The organism is Rhizobium sp. BK316, from assembly GCF_014193695.1.
Classification (GTDB): Bacteria; Pseudomonadota; Alphaproteobacteria; order Rhizobiales; family Rhizobiaceae; genus Rhizobium.
The window spans coordinates 1,477,287-1,495,281 of sequence record NZ_JACHZR010000001.1 but is presented as its reverse complement, the minus strand read 5'-3'; the positions used below and the strand labels follow the sequence as shown (position 1 = coordinate 1,495,281).

Annotated in this window: 18 protein-coding genes and 1 pseudogene; 13 read left to right on the top strand and 6 right to left on the bottom strand. The window is 61.0% G+C overall.

Annotation, left to right across the window (positions count from 1 at the left end):
- Positions 1-45: 45 nt before the first annotated feature.
- Both FHT87_RS06710 and FHT87_RS06705 read right to left on the bottom strand, forming a co-directional pair.
- On the bottom strand, positions 46-1,770 hold the full coding sequence (locus tag FHT87_RS06710; protein ID WP_183726539.1) for an EAL domain-containing protein: 1,725 nt from the start codon (positions 1,768-1,770) through the stop codon (positions 46-48).
- 534 nt (positions 1,771-2,304) lie between these two features.
- A complete protein-coding gene (locus tag FHT87_RS06705) occupies positions 2,305-3,243 on the bottom strand; it encodes a sugar-binding transcriptional regulator (RefSeq protein WP_183726536.1) in 939 nt (312 codons plus the stop codon).
- Between the two features lie 73 nt (positions 3,244-3,316).
- Between FHT87_RS06705 and FHT87_RS31500 the strand changes: the two genes are divergently transcribed.
- The 8 genes and pseudogenes from FHT87_RS31500 to FHT87_RS06670 all read left to right on the top strand — a co-directional run bounded on the left by FHT87_RS31500 (position 3,317) and on the right by FHT87_RS06670 (position 10,547).
- A complete protein-coding gene (locus tag FHT87_RS31500; protein ID WP_348649354.1) occupies positions 3,317-3,610 on the top strand; it encodes an HAD hydrolase-like protein in 294 nt (97 codons plus the stop codon).
- Positions 3,529-4,056, top strand: a pseudogene (locus tag FHT87_RS06700) (HAD-IA family hydrolase); the annotation flags it as partial. The gene FHT87_RS31500 and the pseudogene FHT87_RS06700, both read left to right, overlap by 82 nt.
- Positions 4,057-4,225: 169 nt before the next feature.
- A complete protein-coding gene (locus tag FHT87_RS06695; protein WP_183726532.1) occupies positions 4,226-5,860 on the top strand; it encodes an ABC transporter substrate-binding protein in 1,635 nt (544 codons plus the stop codon).
- 82 nt (positions 5,861-5,942) lie between these two features.
- Complete coding sequence (locus FHT87_RS06690) at positions 5,943-6,959, top strand: ABC transporter ATP-binding protein (protein ID WP_183726530.1); 1,017 nt, start codon at positions 5,943-5,945, stop codon at positions 6,957-6,959.
- A complete protein-coding gene (locus FHT87_RS06685; protein ID WP_183726528.1) occupies positions 6,956-7,939 on the top strand; it encodes an ABC transporter ATP-binding protein in 984 nt (327 codons plus the stop codon). Before FHT87_RS06690 ends, FHT87_RS06685 begins: the two co-directional genes overlap by 4 nt.
- An 11-nt stretch (positions 7,940-7,950) precedes the next feature.
- The gene (locus tag FHT87_RS06680; protein ID WP_183800442.1) at positions 7,951-8,880 is read left to right on the top strand and encodes an ABC transporter permease; all 930 of its coding nucleotides are present in this window, start codon (positions 7,951-7,953) and stop codon (positions 8,878-8,880) included.
- A gap of 11 nt (positions 8,881-8,891) precedes the next feature.
- Entirely contained in the window at positions 8,892-9,770 is an 879-nt protein-coding gene (locus FHT87_RS06675) for an ABC transporter permease (RefSeq protein WP_183726524.1), read from the top strand.
- A 33-nt stretch (positions 9,771-9,803) separates the two neighbouring features.
- The gene (locus FHT87_RS06670) at positions 9,804-10,547 is read left to right on the top strand and encodes a glycerophosphodiester phosphodiesterase family protein (protein ID WP_183726522.1); all 744 of its coding nucleotides are present in this window, start codon (positions 9,804-9,806) and stop codon (positions 10,545-10,547) included.
- A 198-nt stretch (positions 10,548-10,745) separates the two neighbouring features.
- Here the strand turns inward: FHT87_RS06670 and FHT87_RS06665 are convergent, their stop codons facing one another.
- The 4 genes from FHT87_RS06665 to FHT87_RS06650 are packed head-to-tail and all read right to left on the bottom strand — an operon-like array spanning position 10,746 to position 13,933.
- The gene (locus FHT87_RS06665) at positions 10,746-11,453 is read right to left on the bottom strand and encodes a transporter substrate-binding domain-containing protein (protein WP_183726520.1); all 708 of its coding nucleotides are present in this window, start codon (positions 11,451-11,453) and stop codon (positions 10,746-10,748) included.
- 11 nt (positions 11,454-11,464) lie between these two features.
- Entirely contained in the window at positions 11,465-12,229 is a 765-nt protein-coding gene (gene hpaI, locus FHT87_RS06660; RefSeq protein ID WP_183800439.1) for a 4-hydroxy-2-oxoheptanedioate aldolase, read from the bottom strand.
- A gap of 7 nt (positions 12,230-12,236) precedes the next feature.
- On the bottom strand, positions 12,237-13,019 hold the full coding sequence (gene hpaH / locus FHT87_RS06655; protein WP_183800436.1) for a 2-oxo-hept-4-ene-1,7-dioate hydratase: 783 nt from the start codon (positions 13,017-13,019) through the stop codon (positions 12,237-12,239).
- A gap of 20 nt (positions 13,020-13,039) precedes the next feature.
- Positions 13,040-13,933 (bottom strand): dioxygenase, encoded by an 894-nt coding sequence (locus FHT87_RS06650; protein WP_183800433.1) that lies wholly within the window; start codon positions 13,931-13,933, stop codon positions 13,040-13,042.
- Positions 13,934-14,186: 253 nt separating this feature from the next.
- Here FHT87_RS06650 and FHT87_RS06645 point away from each other — a divergent pair, with 253 nt between their 5' ends.
- The 5 genes from FHT87_RS06645 to FHT87_RS06625 are packed head-to-tail and all read left to right on the top strand — an operon-like array spanning position 14,187 to position 17,992.
- Positions 14,187-14,924 (top strand): GntR family transcriptional regulator, encoded by a 738-nt coding sequence (locus FHT87_RS06645; protein WP_183727291.1) that lies wholly within the window; start codon positions 14,187-14,189, stop codon positions 14,922-14,924.
- Positions 14,924-15,745 (top strand): sugar phosphate isomerase/epimerase, encoded by an 822-nt coding sequence (locus tag FHT87_RS06640; protein WP_183800430.1) that lies wholly within the window; start codon positions 14,924-14,926, stop codon positions 15,743-15,745. Before FHT87_RS06645 ends, FHT87_RS06640 begins: the two co-directional genes overlap by 1 nt.
- A 49-nt stretch (positions 15,746-15,794) precedes the next feature.
- A complete protein-coding gene (locus FHT87_RS06635) occupies positions 15,795-16,463 on the top strand; it encodes an amino acid ABC transporter permease (RefSeq protein WP_183800427.1) in 669 nt (222 codons plus the stop codon).
- A gap of 9 nt (positions 16,464-16,472) precedes the next feature.
- Positions 16,473-17,123: an amino acid ABC transporter permease gene (locus FHT87_RS06630; RefSeq protein ID WP_183726508.1), complete on the top strand. Its 651-nt coding sequence runs from the start codon at positions 16,473-16,475 to the stop codon at positions 17,121-17,123.
- A 44-nt stretch (positions 17,124-17,167) separates the two neighbouring features.
- The gene (locus FHT87_RS06625) at positions 17,168-17,992 is read left to right on the top strand and encodes a transporter substrate-binding domain-containing protein (protein WP_183726506.1); all 825 of its coding nucleotides are present in this window, start codon (positions 17,168-17,170) and stop codon (positions 17,990-17,992) included.
- The last annotated feature ends 3 nt before the right edge of the window (positions 17,993-17,995 follow it).

Genomic DNA, 17,995 nt, shown 5'->3' with positions numbered 1-17,995 from the left:
TCCTCCTCCCCATATCCGCTCCGAGGGAGTTCAAAAAAATGATATTCACATTCTCCTAGGATCCAAAGGTGGCGTTCGGCCGGAGATCGAGAAGCTCCCAAGGGAGGCGGGTGGCATAAGCTTGCCGAGGAACGCGCCGATTTCTTCGGCGGACATCGGCTTGTTCAGGAAATGCCCCTGCAGCCGATCACATTCTGCTTTGTTAAGCCAAGCGGCTTGCTCTGCTGTTTCCACACCCTCGGCAGTGACGCTCATGCCAAGTCCATGGGCGAGTGCGATAATGGATTGGACGATCGTCTGGCTCTTGTCGTCGACCTCAAGATCATTGATGAAATACTGGTCGATTTTGATCGTATCGAAGGGGAAGTTTTTCAGGTAGCTGAGCGACGAATAGTAGGTCCCGAAATCGTCGAGCGAAATCTGCACTCCCAGCACTTTTAACGTATTGAGGGTGTCGAGATTGTTGATTGTACGCTCCAACAGCACAGACTCGGTGATCTCGAGTTCAAGCCGGTCGGCGCGGATGCCAACGAGGTCCAAGGTTTGAGCAATGCGATCGGTAAGGCCTGCGTGCAGAAACTCCGCCGGTGAAAGATTGACAGCAACTGTGAAATGGGCTGGCCACGACATTGCTTCCCGACAAGCCTGTTCAAGGACCCATTGACCGATTTCGCTCATCAAACCGTCCGTCTCAGCCATGGGGATGAAGATACTGGGCGGGATGATGCCAACGACAGGATGATGCCATCGTAGCAGTGCTTCGAAGCCGACGATCGAAAAAGGAGGTTGTACGAGTGGCTGATATTCGATGAAGAACTGGCCCTCTTTAAGGGCGGTCCGCAAACTGCGACGCAGCGTTTCCCGCTGTTCCAGAACCATGAGCATGGAGCGGTTAAACTTCCTTGCCCTGTGCCTGCCGTCCTTTTTGGCCGCATAGAGCGCAATGTCTGCCGCTTTCATGAGCTGTTCGAATTCGTTTCCATCCGCCGGGGCAACGGCAATCCCGACGCTTGCGCCGACAAAGACATTAATGCCCTCGACCGTGAACGGTTCCCTGAACGCACCGACGAGCGCTTCTGCCAGGCGCTCCGCCTCCCGAGGCTGATTGGCTCTCCGCTGGATGACCGCGAACTCGTCACCGGCCAACCGATAAGCGAATTCCTGCTCCCCAAGCACGTTCCTTATCCGTTCGGCCGCCATCTTCAGGACGGTATCGCCCGCACCGTGGCCCAATGTGTCATTGACCGGTTTAAAATCATCGAGGTCGATCTGCATGAGGGCGAACTTTACCCCCTTTGATACCGGCAAAGCGCTCCGCAATTGATCGCTGAATTGCCGTCGGTTTGGCAGTCCGGTCAAAACATCGTGGGTAGCCTGATGAAAAAGAAGCGCACGGTCATTTTCAGCCTGGCTATAAGTCCCGCGCAAGTTCGAATCGCCGTCCGCCTCGACAACACCCAAGCCGCGAGGGCTGCGGAAAACTGTGAGTGTACGCTGATCTCCAGTCTTTGCGTTTGCGATCTCGACGTTTCGCGGCAATCCACTCGAAAGTACGAGTTCGACCGCAGATTTCGTCGAAGGGGCTAAAAGCTCCGGATAAACATGCCACAAGGTGGCATCGACCAGGGAATCGACGGCATGCGTTTGCCGATGCCTTGCTGAGCATTCGGTAAGATGAAAGCTCTCGTCATAAAGAGAGACGAGCTCGTCGGTATTGGCAAGGAGATAGGTTTCGACAGAAGCAAACTGTGTCGCGTCGCCGTCCGGCATCCTTTCCTCCCCTTCTGTAAAGTCCTCTGAGAGACGACTGCTAGTCCAACTGCACCCGCTTGATTTTGATGTGATTCAAATGGCATCTCTAATTTAGGGATTGCCGAATAATTATCGCAGAACGTGTCGCGGTCAATGCCACTCCACTGACGAGATAGTGGTTTTTCAGATTGCGCCGGTCTTGTGGAGGAGACCTCAGGATGTACTGCCTGAAGTCCACATGTCGATCCTCTTGACGCTTTTCACATACATTCGGGCGCTGCGGCGTCGTCTCTATCGGCATTGTCACGTATGGCGGAGAGAAGCAGCATCGACCTGCGGGCCTCTACGTATCGCACATCAAAAGTTGGAGCATTCAACGTGGATCTCCAGCAGCTCAAGCTCCTAACCGGCGTTCCTTGCGCGCATTGGCCGCAACTATCCCGATATCCGCCTGCATATTGAAAGCGGCACCACCGATGAGATCATCCGCCATATCAAGGCAGGCCGTATCAATCTCGGTCGCCTCCCATAGACGCAGGCACGCACCTCACCTCATCCGCCCGCCAGCAACGCCCTTGCGCTCTCCTCATCCGTGATCAGCGCGGTTGCGAGTCCGGCGTGCATGGTGGCGGTGAGAATGGCGTGTTTGTGGGATCCGCCGGAGGCGACGATGCGGCAGGGGATCTTGCGGTAGTCGGCAAGATCGGGGGCGAGTACCTGGGCGTTCAGCGGATGGGCGACGGGGCGTCCCTCGGCGTCGATATAGCGGCCGAGCAAGTCGCCGACGGCGCCGACGGCGATGAGGTCGCTGACATCGGTTCCGGGCGGCAGGCCGTAGCGCACCTGCAGGGATTGCCGTGTCATGTCTCCGACGCTTAGAAACGAAATATCGACCTCGCAGGTCTGCCAGAAGATCCGCTGGAAGACGGATTGCGAAATGATCGCCTCGCGCGAATGCGGGCTCTCTGCATAGATAGGTGCTGCGAAATAATGGCATTGCGCCTTCAGGCCCTGCGCGAAGGCGCGCACGATCTCGAACGTGTTGATCTCCGAACCGCGCGTCAGCCCGCCCATCATCGAGCGTACCTCGATCTCGGGCTCGTTTGCCGGCGTCATGTGAATGACGGTTTCCCTGAGTGTCGCCCCCCAGCCGACGCCGATGGAGCGGGGCTTGCGGGCCTGGATCAGCCGGTCGAGATAGGCGGCGGCACCACGGCCGACCGCCTGGTGCAAAAGCTGCGGATCGGCCGGGGTGGGCACGACGATCGCTGCCTCCAGGCCGAAACGTTCCTGTAGGCGCGATTCGAGCTCCATTCCGGCGGCAAGCGGCGAGGCGAAGCTCACCCTGACGATGCCTTCCTCGAGGGCTGCGGCCAGAAACTCGTTCACCCTGCGACGGGTGAGGTTCATCCGCTCGGCGATCTGCGCCTGGGTCAATCCCTCCACGTGGTAGAGCCAGGCCGCCCGGATTTTCAGCTCACTAAAATCCATAAATCTTTATCCTGAATTCGCTGTCGTTACAAATATCACATAGGTGTAACAAATGTAACGTAATGCCCTTAGCATGACGATAGAACTTCTGATCTTCGATTGCGACGGCGTATTGATCGACAGCGAGCCGGTGGCAAGCGGCACACTGGCGCAGGCTCTGCAGCGCGCCGGCGTTCCCTTGAGCAGCGCTGAGGTTCACCGCCGCTTCACCGGTCTTTCGGGCGAGGCGGCCGCCGCCTCTGCAGGGAAGAGCTCGGCCTTGCCGATCCGGACCAGGTCTTTGCCGATGCCGGTCGCGCGCTCTACGAGGAATTTTCCCGTTCGCTGCAGCCGATGGCCGGCATGGAAAAGCTGGTGCGGGATGTGAAGCAGCGCAAATGCGTCGCGTCCAACAGCGACATGGAGCGGCTGCGCCGCAGCCTCGGTCTTCTGGATCTGTGGACGGAATTTGCGCCGCATATCTACAGCGCTGAGATGGTGGCGAAGCCCAAGCCTGCGCCTGACCTTTTCCTTCTCTGCTCTGAAAATCTCGGCGTGGTACCGCACCGCTGCCTTGTCATCGACGACAGCACGCTCGGGATTACGGGTGCTGTGGCGGCCGGCATGGCGGCGATCGGCTTTGTCGATCCGGCCGATCCGCGCAGCGGACGGCACGAGGCGCTGAAGGCGGCGGGGGCCTTGCGAACGGTCGAGGGGGCGGGGGAACTGGCGCTCGCTCTTGCGGCGCTTTCGTCTTCTGAAGAGGAACGGACGTCTTCTGAAAAAGAACAGGCCTCTTCTGAAGGGAATCCGGCGGTGGAGACCGCTGGCTGATCTCGCGAGGGCGGCTGCTTTCGCGCGCTGGAATCGCTCTTCGCGGCATCCGCGACGGGCGGCTGTAACCGAAACTTCATGAAGCCGTCGTTCAGGCGACATGGAGCCGATCCTAAGAACCAGGGCCGCGAGCCGGGGAGCCCGTCGGTCAAGACACAAGGAGTTTCCGATGCTTTCGATCAATCGACGCGGCGCGCTCGGCCTTCTCGGCGCCACCGCCGGCACGCTCATTCTGCCGCGCATGGCCTTCAGCCAGGCCAAGCGTCCTTCCATCACCATTGCGGTGCAGAAGATCACCAACAACAATTCGCTCGACGTCTATCACGAGCAGTCCAACGTCGGCGAGCGCATCTTCTATCCCAACCTCTGGGAAGGTCTGATCCTGCGCGACTGGATGGGCAATCAGGGTCCGGTTCCGGGTCTTGCGACCGAATGGAAGCGCATCGACGACAAGACGCTGGAACTGAAGCTGCGCCAGGGCGTCAAGTTCCACAACGGCGACGAACTGACCGCCGAGGATGTCGCCTTCTCCTTCTCCAAGGAGCGCGTGTTCGGTAATACGGAGCCGGTCGGCGGCAAGACCATTTTCGAAGCCGACCACAAGCCGGCCACCGCCAAGGAACTGCCGGCAACCGTGCCCGGCGTCGGTCGTCGTCTGTGGCCGGCGCTCGCCGGTATCGAGATCGTCGACAAGTACACCGTGCGCCTGCACAACACGACGCCTGACGTCACGCTCGAAGGCCGTCTCTATTCCGGCGGTAGCCAGATCGCCAACCGCCGCGCCTGGGATGAGGCTGCCAGCTTCACCGAATGGTCGCGCAAGCCGATCACAACCGGCCCCTACATGGTCGGCGAATACAAGCCGGACGTGTCGCTGACCCTCGTTGCCTTCGACGAATATTGGGGAGGCCGCCCGCCGCTGGAGCAGATCCGCTTCGTCGAAGTCCCGGAAGTCGCCTCGCGCGTCAACGGCCTTTTGTCTGGCGAATACGACTTCGCCTGCGACCTGCCGCCGGATCAGATCGCCGCCGTGCAGGCCGCTCCCGGCTATGAGGTCCAGAACTCGACGATCTGGAACCACCGCGTTTCGGTCTTCAACACGCAGAACCCGATCCTTGCCAACCCGCTCGTGCGCCGCGCCATGACGCATGCCATCGACCGCCAGGCGATCGTCGATGCGCTGTGGGCCGGCAAGACGGTGATCCCGGCCGGCCTGCAATTCGAATCCTTCCGCAACAGCGACATGTTCATCGATGGCTGGGCGCCCCCGGCATTCGATCCGGCGCTCGCCAGGGACCTCTTGAAGCAGGCCAATTACAAGGGCGATGCGATCCCCTACCGCCTGCTCAACAACTACTACACGAACCAGACGGCCAACGGCCAGATCATGGTCGAGATGTGGAAACAGGTCGGCCTCAACGTCGAGATCGAGATGAAGGAAAACTGGGCGCAGATCCACGATCCCCAGGGCATCAAGGGCGTGCGCGACTGGTCGGCCGGCAACTCGATCAACGACCCGATCACGCCGATGGTCGTGCAGTTTGGCCCGAACGGCGAAGTGCAGCAGAAGAAGGACTGGACGAACGCGGAGATGAACAAGCTCGCCGTCGTCATGGAAACCTCCACCGACCGCGCGCTGCGCAAGAAGGCGATCGCCCGCATGCTGGAAATCGCCGAGCGCGAAGACCCGGTCTATCAGGTCCTGCACCAGAATGCTGTCTTCACCGGCATGAAGTCGTCGCTGAAGTGGAAGGCCGCTCCGGCCTTCGCCATGGACTTCCGCGCCACCAACTGGTCGATCTGATCGGCTCGTCACTCCGATCTCCGGCGGCTGAAGGGCCGCCGGAGATCCTCTTTTTGGTGCAAGCAAAGAGCGGGGATGAAAGATGGGCACGACCGGCTCCAATCTCGTGGAACTGCGTGACCTGACGGTCGCCTTCGACGGCGTGCAGGTTCTCCACGGCATCGATCTCGACGTCGCCAGGGGCGAGGCGCTCGGCCTCGTCGGCGAATCCGGCTGCGGCAAGTCGGTCACCTGGCTTGCGGCGCTCGGCCTGCTGCCGGGCAAGGCCAGTGTTTTAGGCTCGGTGCAGCTGGAGGGCAACGAGCTCGTCGGGGGATCGCGCACGGTGCTCGAAAGCGTGCGCGGCAGCCGCATCGCCATGATCTTTCAGGATCCGTCCAGCTCGCTCAATCCGGTGCTGCGCATCGGCCGGCAGATATCGGAAGCGCTCTCGGTTCATCGGGGGCTGCGCGGTGAGGCAGCAAAGGCCGAGGCCCTCAGGCTGATCGACATGGTCGGCATTCCCGATGCGCGCCGCCGCTTCGATCTCTATCCGCATGAGTTTTCCGGCGGCCAGTGCCAGCGCCTGATGATCGCCATGGCGCTTGCCGGTGAGCCCGATCTTCTGATCGCCGACGAACCGACCACCGCGCTCGATGCGACGATCCAGGAGCAGATCCTCGATCTCCTGATCCGCCTTCGCGCCGAAACCGGCATGGCGACGGTTTTCATCAGCCACGATCTCGGCGCCGTCAGCCAGGTCTGCGAGCGCGTCTGCGTCATGTATGCCGGGCGCATCGTGGAGGAGGGCAGTGTCGAACAGCTGTTCTCCGAGCCGCGCCACCCCTATACGCGCGGCTTGTTCGACGCCATTCCGCGCCTCGACGGCGGCCGCGAACGGCTGATCCCCATTCCCGGCACCGTTCCCAATCCGAAACATCTGCCGGAAGGCTGTTCCTTCTCGCCGCGCTGTTCGCGCGCCGTCGAGGCCTGCCGCAGCGAGCGCCCGCCGCTCCTTTCCCTCGATGGCGGCCGCAAGCTCGCCTGCACGCGGCCGGTGCCGGTCGCAGCTGCTGCCGAGACCCTGAAGTCACGTATCGCCGAAGGCCTGCTGCAATGACGCCGCTTATCGAAGCCCGTGATCTCGTCCGCATCTATCAGATCCGCCGCGGCCTTTTCGGCCGCCCGACGCCGGTGCGCGCCGTAGACGGCGTTTCGCTCTCGGTCATGCCGGGCGAAACACTCGGGATCGTCGGCGAATCCGGCTCCGGCAAATCGACGCTCGGGCGCATGCTGCTCGGCATCGATGACGCGCAGGAAGGCAGCGTGCGCTTCCAGGGGCGGGCCATACCGGCGCGCAATACCGCGGAGTGGCGGGCGCTCCGCGCAAAGATGCAGTTCGTCTTCCAGGACCCGCTTGCCGCGCTCGACCGCCGCGTGACGATTGCCAGCCAGATCGCCGAGCCACTGGAGATCCACAAGCTCATTCCGAAAGAGCACCAGGCGCCGCGCGTGACGGAACTGATGCGGGCCGTCGGCCTACGTGAAGACCAGGCCGACCGCTATCCCCACGAACTTTCGGGCGGCCAGCGGCAGCGCGCGGTGATCGCCCGGGCGTTGGCTTCGCGGCCAAAACTGCTCGTCTGCGACGAGCCGGTCTCGGCGCTCGATGTCTCCATCCAGGCGCAGGTGGTCAACATGATGCGCGACCTGCAGGAGAAAAGCGGCATCGCCATGCTCTTCATCAGCCACGACCTGAAGGTGGTGCGCAACATCGCCGACCGTGTCGCGGTCATGTATCTCGGCCGCATCGTCGAGGAGGCTTCTTCCGACGCCATTTTCCGCACGCCGCAGCACCCGTACACAAAGGCGCTGGTCTCCAGCGTGCCCATTCCCGGCAAGCCGCTCGAAGGCCGCGTCATCCTGCAGGGCGAGCCGCCGAACCCGGCGAGCCGCCCCTCCGGCTGCGCCTTCCACCCCCGCTGTCCGCTGGCGCGGGACATCTGCCGTTCCGTCGTGCCGGAACTCAAAGATATCGGCGAGGGCCGTACCGCCGCCTGCCATGTCGTGGCGGGCGAAACCACGCCGGTCGCGGCATAGGGGAGGGTTCCATGATCCGTTTCGTTCTCGTGCGCCTGTTCCGTGCAATGCTGACCATCATGGCGGTCGTCACCTTCGCCTTCGTCGTGTTGCGCATGTCGGGCGATCCCGCGACTGTCATGCTCGGGCCTGACGTGCCGAAGGAGGCGGTCGACGCCTTCCGTAGGGCATGGGGCCTCGACCAGCCGCTCTGGATTCAATATCTCGCCTATCTCAAGTCGATCTTCACGGGCGACTTCGGCGTCTCGATGCGCGACAAGGCGTCCGCCCTCGACCTGGTGCTGGAACGCGTGCCGGCGACGCTGCAATTGACCATCCCGGCGCTCATCCTCAAGCTCGTCTTCGGCATTCCCTCCGGCGTCTACGCGGCGCTGCACCGGCAGAGCTTTTCCGACCGCGGCGTCATCCTGCTCGCCGTCCTCGGCTTCACCATTCCCTCCTTCGTCATGGGTCTGCTGCTCGTGCTGGTCTTCTCGGTCATCCTCGGCTGGCTGCCCTCGGGCGGCCAGGATACCTGGGTGCACGGCATATTGCCGACGCTGACCATGAGCATCGGCGGCATCGGCATTCTCGCCCGCTTTTCGCGCAGCGCGATGATCGAGGTGATGGGCCAGCCCTATATCCGCACGGCCTCGGCCAAGGGGCTGACATGGCGCGACGTGGTCTGGAACCATGCATTGCCCAATGCGGCGGTGCCGATCGTCACCATCGTCGGCTTCATGGTCGGCTCGCTGATTGCGGGCGCCGTCGTGGTGGAATCGATCTTTTCCTGGCCCGGCATCGGTCGCCTGCTGGTGGTCTCGGTCACCAATCGCGATCTCGCGGTCGTGCAATGCATCCTGCTGATCATCGCCGTCGCCATGGTCGTATCGAACCTCGTCGTCGATCTGCTCTACGGCTGGCTCGATCCGCGCCTTCGCTCGCATGCTGCCGGACATTGAGGAGAAACCCGATGGCACCTGTCGATCTCGCCGCTACGCCGGCTTCCGGAAAGCCCAACCGGCTCGTCTCGTTCCTGCGCCGTAACCTGCCGCTGTCGGTGGCTTTCGGCCTGCTGTGGCTTGCGGCCATGGTCCTGACCGCCGTTTTCGCTGACACGATCCGCCCGTTCAATATCACGGCCATGGATCTCAGTAGCCGGCTTTCGGCGCCGGGCGGGCTCAAGCATCTGCTCGGCACGGACGAACTCGGCCGCGATGTGCTTTCGCGCCTCATCCAGTCGATCCGCGTGTCGCTCGTCATCGCCTTTGGTGCCACGATCCTCTCGGCCGTCTTCGGCACGCTGCTCGGGTTCCTGGCGGCGCGGTTCCGCGGCTTCGTGGAGCATCTGGTGCTGATGCTCGCCGATTTTCAGGCCGCACTTCCTTTCCTCATCATGTCGCTCGCGGTGCTGGCCTTCTTCGGTTCCTCCATGCTGCTGCTCGTCTGCCTCATGGGTTTCTATGGCTGGGAACGTTATGCGCGCATCGCCCGCGGCCTTGCGATTTCCGCCGGCGCGCAGGGTTATGCGGCGGCCGTGGTGCAGCTCGGCGCGACGCCGGCGCGCGTCTACCTGCATCATATCCTGCCGAACGTCGCCTCGACGCTGATCGTCTCCATGACGCTGACGTTTCCTGAGATCATCCTGATGGAAAGCGGTCTCTCCTTCCTCGGCCTCGGCGTGCAGCCGCCGGAAACCAGCCTTGGCAACATGGTGGGCTTCGGACGCGAATATCTGACGCGCGCGCCCTGGATCATGCTGGCGCCTGCCGTCGTCATCATGCTGACGACGCTGTCGATCTCGCTGGTCGGCGACTGGCTGCGCGACAAGCTCGACCCGACCATCCGCTAATGCTTATGAAATCAACAGGTTGAAGGATATTTCATGACGCTTATCACCGGTCATCGCGGTGCCCGCAACCTCTGGCCCGAAAACTCGCTCACCGGCTTCCACAATGCGATCACGCTCGGCGTCGACGCCATCGAATTCGACGTGCACCTGACGCGCTCGGGCGAACTGGTCGTCATCCACGACGCCACGCTGGAGCGCACCGCCGAAGGCATCGGCCCGGTGCAGGACCTGTCGGTCGAGGCCCGCAAGGCCACGTTGCTGAAAGGTACCGACGAGGCCATTCCGACGCTCGGCGAGGTGCTTGAAATCCTTAGCCCCATGGAGGGTATCGACCTGCATGTCGAAATCAAGATCGACGAAACCGGCACGCCTTATCCCGAGATCGCCGCGCGCGTCGCAGCCGAGCTTGCTCGCTTCGGTGTCGGCGAACGCTCCTATCTGACCTCCTTCGACACGTCGGTGTTGGAGGATTGCCGCCATCATGCGCCTGAGGTGTCGCGTCTCGTCTCCGTCAATGCCGCCTGGGCAGAGAAGCAGGGCGGACTTGCCGTCTTCATCGATCACGTAGACGAGCTGGTGGAGATCGTTGCCATCCACCACGAGCTGATGGAAGCCGAATGGGACCTGATCCGCGCCCGGCTGCCGCTGGAGCGCCTCTGCGTCTGGACCCTCAACGACGAGCCCGGTATCCGCCACTGGCTGGAGCGCGGAATCGGCAGCCTGACCTCGGACAGCCCGGATCTGGCGCTGAAACTGCGCGCCGCCATCGGCGCCTGAACTTTCACCTCGCCGAGCGTCCGGCAGGATCACCGAACGGAACGGCATCGCGGAGATTGCCACGTTCCTGATGCCGCACGCTATTGCCGCTGCGAGGCTGGGCAAATGAGCGGTTTGGTCACCATCGTCGGGCTATGGAGCGAGACAAATCGATTTGCGCTGACGAAGTAAATAACGGTGTCGGCGGTTCGTATCCCTTCAACTGCAAGTAGATGCTGAATGCGCGGGTTTCGGATTCTGCTCCCCACCGAGCCGCCGCACGAAGTCCGCGAAGAAGAGCGAGGCGTTCGTGGCCCGTTTGGGCACCGCGATCGTCTGAGGAATTCGCGAAAACACTCCATCCACCACCCGGAAGCCTTCCATCCGCTCCGAGGCGTTGAAGAGGAATTCGGTCAGTCCAGCCGCCGCGTCGCATTCTCGGTCGGCGAGAAAGTCGAGGGCCGCCGCAGGGCTGTCGACATGGAGCACCGTCGCTCGCTTGAGGGTTCGCTCAAGCTGCTTCGTATAGGCGGCGCTACGCGCGGAAGCGATGCGAATTCCGTTGGAATCCAGCTCATCCGCCGTCCGGTAGGGTGAGGCCGCTGGAACCAGGTAGGTGGCCTCGACCGAGATGTAGGGAGGCGAGAAGCTGAAGCGATCGGTTCTTGATGGGTCAGACGCGATGAAGGCGATGTCCCACTCGCCGCCGTCAGCAGCGGAAAGAATATCCGCGGCCGATCCGTATCGTATCAGGGAAAGCCCCCGATTAAGTTCATGGGCGATCCTATCCGCAATTTCCGCGCTCGGGCCTACCAAGGCGCCGGCGTTTTCGTCCCAGCGAATCAACGCTGCGTTCGACATGTTGACGGCGGCCCTAATAGTTCCAGCCGGCGCTATCTCCGACCGGACCTCATCCAAGGTGAACATGCTGTGTCTCCCTAGCGCGAAAATCTGGACGCAAGTGCTTCCGATCCTCTGGCAAGGAGGGCAACGTCGACGCCAACTGCCGTGAATAGTGTTCCCTGTGCGATGCAGCGAGCCGCAAATTTCTCGTCAGCCGTCAAGATACCGGAAGGCTTATCGACCGCCTTCAAGCGCTCGATCGCATTCTCGATTGCCGAAACTACCTCGGGATGTCCCGGTTGGCCGGGATAACCGAGGCTGGCTGCGAGGTCCGCCGGACCGATGAAGATCCCGTCGACTCCGTCGACCCCCGCGATGACTTCAAGCTGATCGAGCGCCTCTCGTGTCTCGATCTGCAGCAAGAGGCAGATTTCCTGTTCGGCGGTCTGTGCGTAGTTCGGCACGCGCCCGAAACGGGTGGCGCGGGTGAGGGCGGATACGCCGCGGATACCGCGCGGTGCGTAACGCGCGGCGGCCACGGCCGCCTTCGCCTCCCGTTCATTCTGCACATATGGAATGAGAAGCGTCTGGACGCCGATATCCAGAAAGCGCTTGATCAACACAGGGTCGTTGGAAGCCGGGCGTACCACGGGGGCGACGTTGTACGGCGCGACCGCCTGCAACTGTGGAAGTACAGTGAGGACGTCGCTGGGAGAATGCTCGGTATCGAAAAGCAGCCAGTCGAAACCGGACGGTGCGACGATTTCCGCTGCGTAGCTGCCCGGAAGGCCGCACCACAACCCAATCTGACTTTGACCGGCCCGGAGTTTCCGCTTGAACCTGTTGATGGGGAGTTCCATTAGGTCCTCACACGAATGAGACGCCGATCGAGCCGACGGGGCCGTAGTCGGCCTGGATCACGTCGCCCTGGGCGATATCCACAGGGCGGGTGAAAGAGCCGGCCAGCACGATCTGCCCCTTTTTCAAACCGCCGCCCACCCTATGGAGCTTGTTTACCAACCACGCGATCCCGGCTGCAGGATGGCCCATGATCGCTGCAGAAACACCGGATTCCTCGATAATACCGTTCTTCGAGAGGGTCGCGCCCACCCAGCGGATGTCGATGTCCATTGGACGAATGATGCGGCCCCCTACAACGATCGCCCCAAAAGCGGCATTATCAGCGATCGTATCGGTGATTGCCCTCGGAACCTCGGTGCGATAGTCGATGATCTCCAGAGCCGGGACGACGAATTCAGTTGCCCTCATCACGTCGTAGATCCGCGTACCGGGTCCCTCGAGATCCTCGCCCATCACAAAGGCGAGCTCGACTTCGAGGCGGGGCTTGATAAAAAGGTCCGCCTTGATCTGTGCTCCGTCGTTGTAAAGGGCGTCATCGAGGATGACACCATAGTCGGGCTCGGTCATCTTGGATGCCATCTGCATCGCGCGCGACGTAAGGCCGATCTTATGGCCTACGACCCGAGCACCCTTCGCAGTCCGAGCTTCCGCCCACAGCGCTTGAATGTTGTAGGCATCTTCAAGCTCCAGACCGGGGTAGGTCTTGCTCGGTTGAACGATTGGCTTGCGGTCGGTTTCTGCCTTCAGAAGGGCGTTGGCCGCCTCTCGGCGTTCCTGTTCTGTGATCATGGGTTCGGCTCTGTCGTTGGTTATTTAATTGGTGGACGCGGCAGCACGGCTTCGCCGGGCTCCATGACGTAGGTGTAGTCGAGCGAGAACCAGGGGCCGTCGACGCCCGGCTCGGACGGATGCGGTTCGTCATGGCGGACGAAGTCGCCGGTCAGGGCTGCGGTCACTCCAAATTGGACGTCGGAATCGATGTTCGGATCGCTTGGATCGAAGACCTGGGAGATCAGCGTCTTGTATCCCTGCTTGAAGATCAGGGCGTGAAGATGCGCTGGTCGGTACGGGTGACGTCCCTGCGCCTTTAGCAATCGGCCGGCGACGCCGTCGACCGGGATCGGGTATCCGACCATCTTCACGGTATTGAACCAGAAGCCGCCGTCGGCGTCCGTCGTGAACTTGCCCCGAAGGTTCATCTCAGCCTGATCGGGATCCTGATTTTCATAGAGCCCAACAGGAGAAGCATGCCAGACGTCGACCTCGGCACCCGCGATCGGCCTGCCGTCCCGGTCTACCACCTTGGCGCGGACATAGAGTGGCGTGCCTGGCGTGTCGGAGCGGATGATCGTGCCGCCGTTTTCGACACGGGGAGAGTTCAGGCGCCAGAACGGGCCGAGAAGAGACTGCGATGTCTCTGTCTGGCCGCCGTCGCCGTTGTTCAAAAGGCAAACCAGCGAAGATACGCCGAGAGATCCGGCCATGAGAACAAACTCGTTGTGGCTGTCCGTCTGCAGTTGTCCGATCTCGTTTAGTATCGCCGTAGCTTCGCGGAACTCGACTTCGGATAATCTCACCTCCCGCACGAATGCATGGAGATGCTTCACCATCGCGACGAGGATCTCTCGCAGACGTGGATCCTCGGTTTTGTTCATCGCCGCGAGGACAGCAGGCGTCAGCTCGCTTTCGGTTTTTATGGCCATAGGGCTACCTCCCAATGATGTCGACTATTAAAAATAATCGATTATCTGTCAATGAATGTTACGACGACTTTTTCCGTCAGCGCGGAGGAAATCAGTCTAATATCAGATTAATATATTGAATTTACTGGATTAAATCCTAGAAACAACGGGGAACAGCTAACGAAAACGGGTTCATCTGCATTTTTCGTTGACACAAATAATCGTTTATCATATCGATCATCGACAGTTGATCAAAATCGCCAGGGGAGTAGGGATGAGCTCGACCGACGACAGCGCCTCTGCGCCAATGACAGACGAGGAGACAGCGTCCGCGGGCTTTTCCGATGATGGCAAGAACACTATCGGAAGCCAGTTGGCGTCGCGTCTGCGCGAGGCGATCATCTCTGGCGAGCTGGAGGCGGGCAGTAAGATCAATCTCGACAAGGCGCGCCGCACGTTCAACGTCAGCTTAAGCCCTCTGAGGGAGGGACTTGCCCGCCTCATCTCCGACGGCCTAGTGGAGTTTCAGGACAACCGCGGCTATCGCGTGGCTCCGATCTCGCTGGCGAATCTGGAAGAAATCACGACGCTCCGCGAAGAGCTCGAAGTCTTCGCGCTGCGGGAATCCATGCGTCTCGGTGATGTCGAGTGGGAGAGCAATATAATGCGCTCGCTCCATCGCCTGAACCGCACGGATCGAGATGCCTCACGGCCTGAGACGCTCGAGCAATGGGAGGCTCTTCACCGGGAATTCCATCTCACACTCATTTCCGGTTGCGGCAAACCGCTTCTGTTGCATTTCTGCGGCCTCTTGCTGAACCTGAATGATCGATACCGCCGGGTTTTCCTCATCAGGACTTCCGGCGACCGGAACGTCGGGCAGGAGCACAGCGAGATTGCGCAAGGAGCGGTTGCGCGGGATATCGAATACGCCAGCGAGAAACTGCGACAGCACATCCACCGCACTGGGACGAACCTTCGAAATCATCTCGCGACGAAAGGGATCGTGTGATGGCGGCGCCTGGATCAAAATCAGAGCAACAGATTGGCGTAGCGCACTTCTCCGCCATCTCCCTGACGCCGAGCGATTTTGCGAAGGCCGCAGCGCGGGCAGGCTTTTCCAGAATTGGACTGCGGCTGAATCCGGCTTTTCCTGGAGCGCCGTACTACGAGCTGTCTGTAGGCGGCCACGCAGCGGACGAATTGAAAGCCGTACTGAGCGGCGAAGCGCTCGAGGTCTTCGATATCGAGTTCTTTGTCATTGACCCCTCGTTCAACGCCTCGTCTCTGGAACCTATAATGGCTGCGGCCGCCAACATCGGGGCCAAGCGTCTAAGCGTGTGCGGCGACGATCCGGAGCAGAACAGGCTGCAGTCGAACTTCACCGAATTCTGCGGCCTTGCAAGCGGCTACGGATTGGCGGTCGATATCGAGAACATGGGTTGGCGGACGGTCAGAACGTTCGCTGACAGCGTCAATCTCCTGAAATCGAGCGGTGCGCCCAATGCCGGCGCACTCGTCGACGGAGTGCATTTCTTCAGGAACGGCGGAACGTTGACGTCGCTACGCGGCGAGATCGGCAGGGTCAAGCACGTTCAGTTGTGCGACGTCGCCGGACCCGCTCCGCGCACGGCCGAGGCCATGATCGCGGAGGCCCGAGGCAAACGTCTTGTTCCCGGCGAGGGGGAATTGCCCTTGGGCGATTTGGTCGCCATCGCCGACGGGGCCGCGTCGATCTCGGTCGAAGTACCTCTTTCAGGCTCGGCGGACGCGGAGGAGCATTTGAAGCGCCTGTTCGAAGGGGCGTCACGAATATTTAAGCCGGATCAATGATCCCGGCGGCGGCGAGGCGAAAGCCGCGCCGAGTGGAGGAAGCCAACACATGGGTTACACGTTTGATTTTGGTGCGGTCTTCGACCGCGCCCCGGAATTGTTTTGGGGTTCGCTTGGAACGTTGGGTCTCGCCTTCGCCGGGATGCTGCTCGCTCTCGTGATTGGAATCCTGGGCGTTGCAGTGAGAACGTCGAAGATCGCGTGGGTTCGCGCTCCGGTCATCGCGTTCGTCGAAATCGTCCGCAACACGCCGTTCCTGGTGCAGATCTTCTTTATCTATTTCGCCCTTCCGCTTATGGGCATCCGCCTGAACCCGACGATCACCGCAATCATCGCGCTGGGGATCAACGGAGGCGCCTACGCCATCGAGATCATCCGCGGGGGCGTTGAGAGCATCAGCAAGGGACAGATCGAAGCTGGGTTTGCGCTCGGGCTGCACAAGGCTGACGTCTTCCGCCTCATCGTTCTCAAGCCGGCACTGCGAGCGATCTACCCGTCTTTGACGAGCCAATTCGTGATGCTGACCTTGACCACGTCGGTGTGCACGTCGATCGCCGCATATGAGCTGACATCCGCGGCGCAACGCATCGAGTCAGATACGTTCCGAAGCTTCGAAGTCTACTTCACGGTGACCGCAATCTACCTGGTCATCTCAAGCTTAATGATGGGAATCTTCGCTCTGATATCCCGTTCCTACTTCAACTATCCGACTCGATAGGAGGCGCTCATGGGTCCCATCGGCGAAAACGAGCTGTTCTTCCTCCTGCAGGGTCTGAAATGGACCGTATTGCTGGCGATCATCGGTTTCATTGGCGGAGGCGTGTTCGGCATTTTGATCGCGCTTGTGCGCACGTCGAAGCATCAGTTCGCCCGGCTTGCATCATCTGGCTATATCGCGCTCTTCCAGGGCACGCCGCTCCTGATGCAGCTCTTTGTCGTCTACTACGGCGTTGCCTTGCTTGGCATAGACGTCAACGCCTGGGTCGCAGTCGCGATCGCCTTCACTCTCCATGCGAGCGCCTTCCTCGGCGAGATATGGCGAGGCTCGATTGAAGCCGTTCCCAAAGGGCAGACCGAAGCCGCGAACGCTCTTGGCCTGCATTACGTCTCCCGAATGAGGGACGTGGTTCTGCCACAGGCTTTGAAGATCTCGATGCCTGCGACCATCGGCTTTCTTGTGCAGCTCATTAAGGGGACGTCGCTTGCGGCGATCGTGGGCTTCATCGAGCTGACCCGCGCTGGCCAGATCATATCGAACCAGACCTACCGCCCGCTGCTCGTCTTCGGGATCGTCGGAATAATCTACTTCATGATTTGTTGGCCTCTCTCCCATGTCGGGAGCGGCCTCGAGAAACGGATGGCAAAAGCCGCCCGCTAAGCCTGCTTCGGGAGAAGCAAACAGCACAAGAGGAGGAAAGTGCAATGAATACCAATCGCAGGAAATTTCTCGGTCTAGCGCTCGCGACCGCAACCTTCGCCACCGTTGGCGCTGCGGCAGCCACCGCGGCATCTGTCGAGGAGATCAAGTCGAAGGGAACGCTCGTCGTGGGCATCCAAGGCGACAACGCGCCTTGGGGCTTTGTGAACTCGAGCGGCAAACAAGACGGCTTTGACGCCGACGTGGCGACGCTATTCGCCAAGGAACTCGGCGTGAAAATCCAGTTCCAACCGCTCGCGGTAGCGAACCGTATTCCCGCGCTGACGACCGGCAAGGTCGATATCCTCTTCGCCACGATGGCGATGACGGAAGAGCGCGCCAAGTCGATCCAGTACAGCAAACCTTATGCGGCCAACACGATTTCGCTTTATGCCGCCAAAGCCGACGCCGTGAAATCGCCGGCCGACGTGGCTGGTTGGGAAATCGGCGTGCCGAAGTCCAGTTCGCAGGACAAGGCCGTAACCGACGCGGTCGGATCGACGGCCACCATTCGCCGCTTCGACGATGACGCGGCCACTATCCAGGCCCTGATCTCCGGACAGGCAAAGGCAGTGGGTGGCAATCAGTTCTACGGGCAGAGGCTGGATGCAGCCAGCGCCGGCACCTATGAACGAAAGATCGACTTCCTGACGACTTACAACGGCGTGGGAACGCGACTGGGCGAAAAGGACTGGAACGAGACCGTCAACGCGTTCCTCGACAAGATCAAGGGCAACGGCGAACTCGCGGCCATCACCAAGAAGTGGATGGCAATCGATCTTCCGACGTTCCCTGAATCCATCCCCAACATCCCGTTTACGGTCAAGTAAAGC

Coding starts and splice junctions, on each gene's coding strand:
- hpaH (WP_183800436.1), bottom strand. CDS start 13,019: ATGATCACAGAACAGGAACGCCGAGAGGCGGCCAACGCCCTTCTGAAG.
- FHT87_RS06630 (WP_183726508.1), top strand. CDS start 16,473: ATGGGTCCCATCGGCGAAAACGAGCTGTTCTTCCTCCTGCAGGGTCTG.
- FHT87_RS06645 (WP_183727291.1), top strand. CDS start 14,187: ATGAGCTCGACCGACGACAGCGCCTCTGCGCCAATGACAGACGAGGAG.
- FHT87_RS31500 (WP_348649354.1), top strand. CDS start 3,317: ATGACGATAGAACTTCTGATCTTCGATTGCGACGGCGTATTGATCGAC.
- FHT87_RS06670 (WP_183726522.1), top strand. CDS start 9,804: ATGACGCTTATCACCGGTCATCGCGGTGCCCGCAACCTCTGGCCCGAA.
- FHT87_RS06695 (WP_183726532.1), top strand. CDS start 4,226: ATGCTTTCGATCAATCGACGCGGCGCGCTCGGCCTTCTCGGCGCCACC.
- FHT87_RS06665 (WP_183726520.1), bottom strand. CDS start 11,453: ATGTTCACCTTGGATGAGGTCCGGTCGGAGATAGCGCCGGCTGGAACT.
- hpaI (WP_183800439.1), bottom strand. CDS start 12,229: ATGGAACTCCCCATCAACAGGTTCAAGCGGAAACTCCGGGCCGGTCAA.
- FHT87_RS06635 (WP_183800427.1), top strand. CDS start 15,795: ATGGGTTACACGTTTGATTTTGGTGCGGTCTTCGACCGCGCCCCGGAA.
- FHT87_RS06680 (WP_183800442.1), top strand. CDS start 7,951: ATGATCCGTTTCGTTCTCGTGCGCCTGTTCCGTGCAATGCTGACCATC.
- FHT87_RS06675 (WP_183726524.1), top strand. CDS start 8,892: ATGGCACCTGTCGATCTCGCCGCTACGCCGGCTTCCGGAAAGCCCAAC.
- FHT87_RS06710 (WP_183726539.1), bottom strand. CDS start 1,770: ATGCCGGACGGCGACGCGACACAGTTTGCTTCTGTCGAAACCTATCTC.
- FHT87_RS06650 (WP_183800433.1), bottom strand. CDS start 13,933: ATGGCCATAAAAACCGAAAGCGAGCTGACGCCTGCTGTCCTCGCGGCG.
- FHT87_RS06705 (WP_183726536.1), bottom strand. CDS start 3,243: ATGGATTTTAGTGAGCTGAAAATCCGGGCGGCCTGGCTCTACCACGTG.
- FHT87_RS06625 (WP_183726506.1), top strand. CDS start 17,168: ATGAATACCAATCGCAGGAAATTTCTCGGTCTAGCGCTCGCGACCGCA.
- FHT87_RS06640 (WP_183800430.1), top strand. CDS start 14,924: ATGGCGGCGCCTGGATCAAAATCAGAGCAACAGATTGGCGTAGCGCAC.
- FHT87_RS06685 (WP_183726528.1), top strand. CDS start 6,956: ATGACGCCGCTTATCGAAGCCCGTGATCTCGTCCGCATCTATCAGATC.
- FHT87_RS06690 (WP_183726530.1), top strand. CDS start 5,943: ATGGGCACGACCGGCTCCAATCTCGTGGAACTGCGTGACCTGACGGTC.